Below are 8,884 nucleotides of genomic sequence, written 5' to 3' on the forward strand. Positions count from 1 at the left end.
CGTGCCGCGCCCACCCACCCGCCCCTGGGGGCACCTCCCAGCGTTAGCTGGGGGAGGGTGGCCTCGCGCGGCAGGGGCCGGGTGGCCCGGCGGCGTGGCCGCCGCGGGCCCTCGGCCCTGCCGGGCCTTGTACCGCGCGCAGCGCGGTCAGGCCCCCCGCGCGCAGCGCGAAAAAGGGCGGGTGGGTGGGGTGCAACCGGCGCGCAGCGCCCGGGCACCGAACCGGGCCGTCGCAGGCCCCGCCCGCGCGTAGCGCGTGAAGGGGCGGGTGGATGGGGGGTAGCCCGGCGCGGAGCGCCCAGGCACCGGTGGCGTACTCCCGGGGGAGTAACAGGCCGGTCCGGTCGTCCGGGGGAGCATCGGTCGTCTCGTTCCGGGAGGCGACGAAACGGCGCCGGCGCGGCGGAAGGCTGGATCTCGACCTTCCGTGACGCGAGCAAGGAGTCATCGATGCCGGCCGTGACCATGAGCCCTCCCCAGGCGCCGCCAGGATCCCCGCCGCGGCGCCGCGTCCTGCCGTGGGCGGTGATCGCCCTGTGGATCGTGGTCGTGGCCGTCGCCGTGCCGTTCGTCGGGCGGCTCGCCGACGTACAGCGGGACGAGAACGTCGACTACCTGCCGGAGAGCGCCGACTCCACCCAGGTGGTCAGGGTCCAGGACGAGCTGCCCGGCGGCGAGGGCACCGAGCTGGTGGTCGTCTACCACCGGGACGGCGGCCTCACCGAGGCGGACCGCGCCCTGGCCGAGGAGCGGGCCGCCGGGGTCGCCGAGGAGTACCCGCTCATCACCGAGGGGGCGCCCGAGGTCATACCGTCCGGGGACGGCGCCACCGCCATGGTCCCGTTCGTCATCGGCGCGCTGGCGGGCGACGAGGAGGTGTCGGCCGCCGTCACCGACGTCCGGGAGCGGGTCGCCGCCGACCTGCCGGCCGGGCTGACCGTCGAGGTCGGCGGCGCGGGCGCCCTCCAGCACGACGCGGAGCAGGTCTTCGAGTCCGTCGACACGACCCTGATGCTCGTCACCGTCGCCATCGTCGCGGTGCTGCTGATCGTCACCTACCGCAGCCCCGTCCTGTGGCTGCTGCCGCTGCTGTCCGTCGGCGTGGCCGCCGTGACCTCCCTCGCCTGCGTCTACGCGCTCGTCCAGGTCTTCGACCTCACCGTCACCACCATGAGCCGGTCCGTCATGACCGTCCTGCTCTTCGGCGCCGGCACCGACTACGCCCTGCTGCTGGTGGCCCGCTACCGCGAGGAGCTCCGCCGCCACGAGCTGCCCTCGGCGGCCATGGCCCGCGCGCTGCGCGGCTGCGCGCCCGCCCTGCTGGCGTCGGCGGGCACCGTCGCCGCCGGCCTGGTCTGCCTGCTCGCCGCCGACCTCAACAGCAGCAGCGGCCTGGGCCCGGTCGGGGCCGTCGGCGTGCTGCTGGCGCTGGCCGTGATGCTCACCCTGCTGCCGGCGCTGCTCGTGGTGTGCGGCCGCCGCGTCTTCTGGCCGCTGATCCCCGCCTTCGGCGGCGAGGGCCGTGGGCGCTCCGTCTTCGCGCGCCTCGGCACCTCGGTCAGCCGCCGCCCGGTGGCCATCCTCACCGGCGGCGTGGTGCTGATGGGTGCCCTCGCCCTCGGCACGCTCAACCTGCCGGGGACGCTGAGGAACGCGGACTCGTTCGTCGACACCCCCGAGTCGGTCGCCGCCATGGACCGCCTCGCCGACGCCTACCCCGACCGCGCCACCCAGCCCCTCACCGTCCTGGCGCGCACCGACCACGCCGCCGAGGTGGTCGCGGCGGCCGCCGCGACGCCGGGCGTCGCCGCGGCCGAGGCCGGCCGTGCGGGGAACGGCTGGACCGAGATCGACGTGTACGCCACCGACCGACCCGAGTCCGACGCGGAGTTCGCCACCATCGAGGCGCTGCGCGAGCGGCTGGACCGGGTCGCGGGCGCCGAGGCGCTGGTCGGCGGGGCCTCCGCGCAGCAGCTCGACCTGGCCGACACCAACGCCCGCGACCGGACGCTCGTCATCCCCCTCGTCCTCGTGCTGGTCTTCCTCGTCCTCGCCGCCCTGCTGCGTGCCCTCGTCGCCCCGGCGATCCTGCTGGCCGCCGTCGCCGCCTCCTGGGGCGCGGCCCTCGGCATCGGTGGTCTCGTCTTCGGGCCGCTCCTCGGCCTGGCCGGCACCGACCCCTCGGTGGTGCTGCTCACCTTCGTCTTCTGCGTCGCGCTCGGCGTGGACTACGGCATCTTCCTGGTGCACCGGATGCGGGAGGAGAACCTGGCCGGGCTCGACACCCGGCAGGCGGCGCTGGCCGCGCTGCGCACCACCGGCGGCGTGATCGCCTCCGCCGGGGTGGTGCTGGCCGCGACGTTCGCCGTGCTGGCCTCGCTGCCCGTGGTGAACCTGGTGCAGATCGGGTTCGTCGTCGCGGTCGGCGTGCTGCTCGACACCTTCCTCGTTCGCACCTACGTCGTCACCGCCGCGGCCTGGCTGCTCGGCCGCCGCGTGTGGTGGCCGGGGGCGCTCTCCCGCCGCGCTCCTTCGAACAGCCGTACCCGATGATGGGCCGGTGACCGTGCCGCGCCTCCCGCCCCTGCTGCGGACCGCCGAGGCCCCGGGCGACGCCCGGGGCCTCCGCCCGGACGCCGGGCTGGCCCTGCTCGCGTTCCTGGTCAGCCTGGCCGCCGCCGAGGTGATCCGGCCGGACGGCCGGGAACTCGACCCGGCCGGCCTGCTGTTGATGGTCGGCCTCGCGGTGCCGCTGGTCTGGCGCCGCCGCTGGCCGATGGGCGTGCTGATCGCCCACCTCTGCTTCGACGCGCCCTACCACGCCCTGAACTACACCCACCTCGCGCCGTTCCCGGTCACCGCGCTCGCCCTCTTCACCGTCGCGCTGGCCGGGCCGCACCTGCGGACGGTGCTGGTCTCCGGGGCGGTCGTCGTCCTCGTCCTCGTCGTGTGGACGCTCTCGGGCAACGAGACGGGCCTGGAGACGCTGCGCACCTCGGGATGGATCCTCGCCGTTCTCGTCCTCGGCGAGGCGTTCCGGCTGAACCGCGAGTACCTCGCCGCGATGCGCGGACGCGCCGAACGGGCCGAACGCACCCGGGAGGAGGAGGCCGCGCGCCGCGTCGCCGAGGAGCGGCTGCGCATCGCCCGCGACCTGCACGACCTGCTGGCGCACAGCATCACGCTGATCGGCGTCCGCGCCTCCGTCGCCGCCCACCTCCTCGGCACCGACCCCGGCCGGCTGGACCGGCCCGCGCTGGCCGGCGAGTTGGACGGCATCTCCGACACCTGCCGCGAGGCCCGCGCCGAACTGCGCACCACCCTGCGGGTGTTGCGCGGCGACGGCCCGGAGAGCAGTGGCCCGCCGCCCGGCCTCAGTGGTCTTCCCGACCTGGCCGCGGCGGCCGAAGCCGCAGGCGCCACGGTGGCGTTGACCGTCGACGCCGCGGCGGAACCCGTGCCGCCCGTGGTCGGCGCGGCGGCCTACCGCATCGTGCAGGAGGCGCTGACCAACGCCGTCCGGCACGCCGGGCCCGAGGTGTCCGTGCGCGTCACCCTGCGCCGCGCGGGCGGGGAGCTGCGCATCGACGTGGTGGACGACGGCCCCGCCGCGCCGGCCGGCGGCGAGCCAGGCTTCGGCCTCACCGGCATGCGGGAACGGGCCCGCAGCATCGGCGGCACCCTGCGCGCCGCCGCCCGCCGGGACGCGCCCGGCTTCGCCGTCACCGCCCGCCTGCCCCTGGAGGAGACCGAGTGCCAGCAGAGCCCGTGATCCGCGTGCTGCTCGCCGACGACCAGACCCTGGTGCGGGCGGCGTTCGCGATGCTGATCGACGCCACCCCCGGCATGTCCGTCGTCGGCCAGGCCGGCACCGGCCGCGAGGCCGTGCAACTGGCCCACACGACCCGGGCCGACCTGGTGGTGATGGACATCCGGATGCCGGACCTGGACGGCATCGAGGCCACCCGCCGCATCGCCGCCGAGGAGGACCTGGCGGGCGTGCGGGTGCTCGTGCTGACGACCTACGACACGGACGAGCACGTGGTGGAGGCGCTGCGCGCCGGGGCGTCCGGCTTCCTGGTCAAGGACACCCGCCCCGCCGACCTGCTGGACGCCGTCCGCACGGTCGCGGCGGGCGAGGCGCTGCTCTCGCCAGGACCCACCGCCCGCCTCATCGCCCGCGCGCTGCGCGTCCCCGACGCGCTGGCCGAGGCGCGGCCGCGCCCGGCCCTGGACCGGCTCTCGGACCGCGAGCGCCAGGTGTTGACGCTGGTCGCCCGCGGCCTGAGCAACGTGGAGATCGCGGACGCCCTCGCGCTCTCCCCACTCACCGCCAAGACGCACGTCAGCCGGATCATGGGGAAGCTGGCCGCCCGCGACCGGGCCCAACTCGTCATCGTCGCCTACGAGTCGGGCCTGGTCGCACCGGGACGCTGAGCCCGGCGGCTCAGCCGCCCGCGCTACAGGGCCGGGCGTTGAGCGTGAACGCCGTCGGGTTCGGGCCCGAGGTGCCGCTCGTGTTGAAGCCGAAGGAGACCGAACCCCCCACCGGCACCGTCCCGTTCCAGCTCGCCGGCCGCGCCACGACGGAGCGGCCGTTCTGGGTGAGGGTGGTGTTCCACGCGTTCGTCACCCGCTCGTCGCCCGCGAAGGACCACGACAGCTCCCACGGCGAGATCGGCGCCGTGCCGGTGTTCCGCACCGTCACCTGCGTCGTCGCCCCGCCCGTCCACCGGTTGGCGACGTAGCTCACCTGGCACGTCGTCGGCTCCGGCTCCGAGACGCCCGCGCTCAGGTCGTCGACGTAGGACGCGATCCAGGCCAGCGGCGCGTTCCAGTTCACCGTGACCTCGTTGGTCGAGTACGACTCGATGTGGTCGACGTAGCACATCGCCGGGGCGCAGCCCTGGAGCAGGTCCTCGGCGATCGGGTCCTGGAGCGCGTTGTTGGGGCCGCCGGCCAGCGAACCGGCCGGCGGGTTGGGCAGGTTGGCGTTGAGCTGGTTGGCCCAGAAACGGTGGTGCTGGTTGCGCACGTCCCGCTCGCCGTAGCCCGTCACATAGGAGAGGTTGAGCGGGTTGCGGCCCAGCAGGTAGTCGAGGCCGGTGAGCACCGCGTCCCGGTACGCCGTCTCGTCCGTCAGCTCGGCGGCCGTGGCCAGCACCACCATGTTGTTGAGCACCTGGCTGTTGGAGCCCCACACGTAGTTGCCGCCGGTCGGCGCGTACGGCAGGCCGTACACCGCGTCCTCGGCGTCCGCCGCGTACCGGTCGGCCGCGTCGGTGACCATGCCCCGCACCTCGGCGAGCTCGCCCGCCGGCAGGTCGTTGTCGACCGTGGCCAGGCTGAGCACGCCGAGCGCCGCCGTCCAGCCCCAGGAGAAGCCGTCGTCCGTGAAGACCGCGGCGGAGTCGCCGTGCAGCGGCGAGTCGAGCACCGCCTGCCGGTAGGCGTCCTCGCCGGTGGTCACGTACAGCTCGGCGGCCGCCCAGTAGAACTCGTCCCGCACGTCGTTGTCGTTGTACGCGCCGCCACCGACGCCGTCGTTCGGGTCGGCGTAGACGTCCGGGTGGGCGAGCGCCGCCGCGTAGGCGGTGGTCGCGGCGTCAAGAAGCTCGTCCGCGAAGGCGGCGTCGTAGGGCTCGAAGAGGCGCGCGCCCTGCGCCGCGGCGGCGGCCAGGTTCAGGGTGGCGGCCGTCGACGGCGGGTGCAGCTCACGCGGCTGCGGGTCCTGGTCGGGACGCAGCGGCAGCCCGGTCCACTCGCGGTCGTGCAGCTTGTGGTGCGCCATGCCCGCCAGCTCCTCGCCGGCCGGCACCTGCATGGCCAGCAGGAACTCCAGCTCCCAGCGGGCCTCGTCGAGGACGTCCGGCACGTCGTTGTCCCGCTCGGGGATGGCGAGCGAGCCGTCGCCGAGCGCCCCGGCCGCGTCGCGCTCGTAGGCGGAGAGCAGCTGGGCCACGGAGATGCCGCCGTTCACCACGTACTTGCCGTGGTCGCCGGCGTCGTACCAGCCGCCGGCCGCGTCCAGCGTGTAGTCGCAGACGCCGGGCTGGCAGGGCACGTCGTCGTCGCCCTGGTTGGGGGCCACGCCCACGTGTCCGGCCGGGCGCGCGTACTCCTCGCCGACGTACTCCGCCTCGATCTCGATGCCGCTGCGGTTGTGGTAGAAGTACGCGAGCGCGTCGGTGCGGAGCGTGTCGTAGAGGTCGTCGCCGATGGCGAACGGCTCGCTCGTCTCCTCGCCGATCGTCACCGTGTAGCCCTCGCCGGGCGTGGCGAAGGCGTCGAAGGCGAAGGTGTGCGTGTTCTGCCCGGAGGTCGGGTCGACGCCGCGCGGCGTGGTGGTGCCGGTGGCGGCGGCCGTGCCGTCGGCGGCGTTCAGGGTCCAGGCCAACGGCTCGGTGGCCTCGGTGACGAAGGTGCCGCGCTTCGGGCCCTCGGTGAGGTAGCCGACCTGGTTGACGCGGACCGGGGAGCCGGTGTCCGGCTCGTAGACGGGCGGCTCGGCGCCGCCGGTGAGGGACACGTCGTCCAGGCAGAAAGTGAACGGCGCCGCGCTGCCGCCCATCTGGAAGACGAGCTGGGCCGCGGCGTGGTCGGCACCCGCGGTGAAGACATGGGTCACGGGTTCCGCGGTGCCGTCGATCGTGTCCAGTGCCGCCAGCTCGGTGGTCCACGGCTCGGTGTTCATCTGCACGTTGGTGCGGACGGTGATGGGTGTGGTGGCGGTGGCGGTGAACGTCAGCTCGTAGCTCTCGCCCGCGGTGAGCGGCAGGCCGTCCTGGCCGACGATGACGTCCCAGGGGTTGACGGTGCCGCCGGGCACCTCCGCGCACAGTCGGCCGTCCACGACCGAGGCGGGGGCGTTGGCGGTGGTCCACCAGGGGGCGATCACGCCGCTGGCGAAGTCGCCGTTGTCGATCAGCTCGGGCCCCTCGGCGGCGGCGGGCGCGGCGCCGACCGAGGTGAGCCCGGCGACGGCGAGCCCGGCGGCCAGCGTGACGCTCAACGATCGTCTGCCGCGGCGGCGGGGCGGGTGGGATGAAGGAAGTAAGGTCACGGCTCTCGATCCTTCGGACGGGGGATGGCTGCGTCCCGCTCATGGGAGCGCTCCCAAAAGCGGATCAATACAGCCTGTGCGTGGTGGCGTGACCCCGTCAACCCTTCGTGACCCCCCGAGAACGGTCACATCCACCCATTACTAAACTCCCGTCCCATGGACGCCCTGATTGCCGTCTTTCTCGCTCTTCACATCATCGGCATCGCCGCGCTGCTCGGTGGCTTTCTGGCGCAGACCAAGGCGCTGCGGGCCGGCGAGGCCCGGATGGCGCCCGGCATGCTGCACGGCGCGCTCACCATGCTGGTCACGGGCCTCGCGCTGGTCGGCCTGAACCAGGCCGACGACCAGGAGGTCAACAACGTCAAGATCGCCGTCAAGCTGGCGATCCTGGTGGTGATCCTGGGCCTGGTCTACGTCAACCGTGACGAGGAGAAGGTCGCCGCGCCGGTCTTCGGCACGGTCGGGCTCCTCACCACGGCCAACATCTTCATCGCCACGGTCTGGTAGCGCACGGCCTCACCACGGTTCGGCGGCGCGCTCCCTCACCACGGTTCGGCGGCGCACGGCCTCACCACTTCGGATCGCGGACGTCGCCGTAGCCGCCGCCGCGCGGCCGGTCCTCGAAGTGCAGATGGGGTCCTGTGACGTTGCCGGTGGCGCCGACGCGGCCGAGCCGCTGGCCGGCGCTCACCCGGGTGCCGGTGCGGACCTCGCGTGCGGAGAGGTGGCAGTAGACGTAGTCCCGGCCGTTGTCGGCGCGCAGGCCGAGCCACTTGCCGTAGGCGCCGCCGTTGTCGTTGGACCAGGCGATGGTGCCGGACCGCACGGCCACCACCGGGGTGCCGGTCGGCGCGGCGTAGTCGTCGCCGGTGTGGAAGCCGGCGGCGTAGCGGCTGTTCCGGACGCCGTACGGGTAGGTCACCGACCGTCCGGGCACCGGCGAGGAGACCCGCCCCGAGCCACCGCCTGAGTCGGAGTCGCCGCGGCTGTCCGTGAAGCCGAGCCGGGCGAACGTCTGCGGCCCGGGCAGGCCGTCGGCGCCGCTGCCGCTCCACCCCTGCGCCCGCTGGAAGGCGGCGCAGGCGGATTTCGTCTGTTCCCCGTAGTACCCGGTGGCCCCGGCCGGAATCCGGTGGCCCCGGCCGATGAGCGCCCGCTGGAACGCGGTGACGCAGGAGTCTCGTTCCCCGAACTTCACGTGCGCGAAGTTGATCGCCGGCATGGTCGCCCCCATGTCAATCGGGCGTGGATCGTGCGCCTTTGGGAGATGATTCTGCCCGCTAATTGTCCGGCTCATGGCAAGAACGGGGTGAGAGTCTCGCGCGAGTCCGTCTTCCGTCCGGGAGGGGTTCCTGAGCGACCGCCTGCGGGCAGGTGAGGCCGGGGTTGTTCCCGTTGGGCGAGCAGGTGATGAGGTCGAGGGTGGTGTAGCCGGTTGCTTGGAGATACCAAGCGGCGTGTGAATCACCACCCCTCCGGAGGGTGTCGGCGACGTGCGCCACCTTCGCGGCGAGCCGCGCCGGTTCGCGCTCCGGCGGGTTGGCGAAGCCGGAGGCGGCCCGGGCCGCCTGTTCCTCGAACCAGCGGACGGCGTCGTCGACATCGTGGAATGTCTCGACGATGTGATGTGCGGGGCGTAGCAGCCAGTTGGCGATCAGAATCGGCGTGCAGGGGTTGGTGGCGAACGCCGGTGATTCGGGCCGGCGCGGGCCTTCCTGGTCGTAAATGCGGCGGTCGCCGGTCCAGCGGTAGGCGTGGATGTGCCGGCGGGGCCGGCCCCCTTCCGGGGGCCGGCCGTCGTGCGGGTTACTGGCGTCCACA

Annotated in this window: 7 protein-coding genes; 4 read left to right on the forward strand and 3 right to left on the reverse strand. The window is 73.9% G+C overall.

All coding sequences use genetic code 11. From position 1 onward, the window contains the following. Positions 1 to 450: 450 nt before the first annotated feature. From ACFWI8_RS35690 to ACFWI8_RS35700, 3 genes are read left to right on the forward strand one after another with little or no spacing between them, the layout of a single operon-like run. Positions 451 to 2,553 (forward strand): MMPL family transporter, encoded by a 2,103-nt coding sequence (locus ACFWI8_RS35690; protein WP_387100257.1) that lies wholly within the window; start codon positions 451 to 453, stop codon positions 2,551 to 2,553. A gap of 7 nt (positions 2,554 to 2,560) precedes the next feature. Continuing rightward, positions 2,561 to 3,772: a sensor histidine kinase gene (locus ACFWI8_RS35695; RefSeq protein ID WP_387100260.1), complete on the forward strand. Its 1,212-nt coding sequence runs from the start codon at positions 2,561 to 2,563 to the stop codon at positions 3,770 to 3,772. A gap of 50 nt (positions 3,773 to 3,822) precedes the next feature. Beyond that, entirely contained in the window at positions 3,823 to 4,437 is a 615-nt protein-coding gene (locus ACFWI8_RS35700; protein WP_387100272.1) for a response regulator, read from the forward strand. Positions 4,438 to 4,447: 10 nt separating this feature from the next. Here ACFWI8_RS35700 and ACFWI8_RS35705 read toward each other — a convergent pair whose 3' ends face one another. Continuing rightward, positions 4,448 to 7,012 (reverse strand): glycoside hydrolase family 9 protein, encoded by a 2,565-nt coding sequence (locus tag ACFWI8_RS35705; protein WP_387100262.1) that lies wholly within the window; start codon positions 7,010 to 7,012, stop codon positions 4,448 to 4,450. Between the two features lie 207 nt (positions 7,013 to 7,219). Between ACFWI8_RS35705 and ACFWI8_RS35710 the strand changes: the two genes are divergently transcribed. Continuing rightward, the gene (locus ACFWI8_RS35710; RefSeq protein ID WP_387100265.1) at positions 7,220 to 7,570 is read left to right on the forward strand and encodes a hypothetical protein; all 351 of its coding nucleotides are present in this window, start codon (positions 7,220 to 7,222) and stop codon (positions 7,568 to 7,570) included. A 61-nt stretch (positions 7,571 to 7,631) separates the two neighbouring features. On the opposite strand, the gene ACFWI8_RS35715 is transcribed toward ACFWI8_RS35710, so the two are convergent. Further along, on the reverse strand, positions 7,632 to 8,285 hold the full coding sequence (locus tag ACFWI8_RS35715) for a peptidoglycan DD-metalloendopeptidase family protein (protein WP_387100268.1): 654 nt from the start codon (positions 8,283 to 8,285) through the stop codon (positions 7,632 to 7,634). 58 nt (positions 8,286 to 8,343) lie between these two features. Further along, positions 8,344 to 8,884, reverse strand: a 541-nt coding sequence (locus ACFWI8_RS35720) for a hypothetical protein (protein WP_387100269.1), incomplete at its 5' end; no start/stop codon positions are given.

Origin of the sequence: Streptomyces sp. NPDC127098, assembly GCF_042722465.1 — a bacterium.
Classification (GTDB): Bacteria; Actinomycetota; Actinomycetes; order Streptomycetales; family Streptomycetaceae; genus Streptomyces; species Streptomyces millisiae.

Coding starts and splice junctions, on each gene's coding strand:
- ACFWI8_RS35690 (WP_387100257.1), top strand. CDS start 451: ATGCCGGCCGTGACCATGAGCCCTCCCCAGGCGCCGCCAGGATCCCCG.
- ACFWI8_RS35700 (WP_387100272.1), top strand. CDS start 3,823: ATGCTGATCGACGCCACCCCCGGCATGTCCGTCGTCGGCCAGGCCGGC.
- ACFWI8_RS35710 (WP_387100265.1), top strand. CDS start 7,220: ATGGACGCCCTGATTGCCGTCTTTCTCGCTCTTCACATCATCGGCATC.
- ACFWI8_RS35715 (WP_387100268.1), bottom strand. CDS start 8,285: ATGCCGGCGATCAACTTCGCGCACGTGAAGTTCGGGGAACGAGACTCC.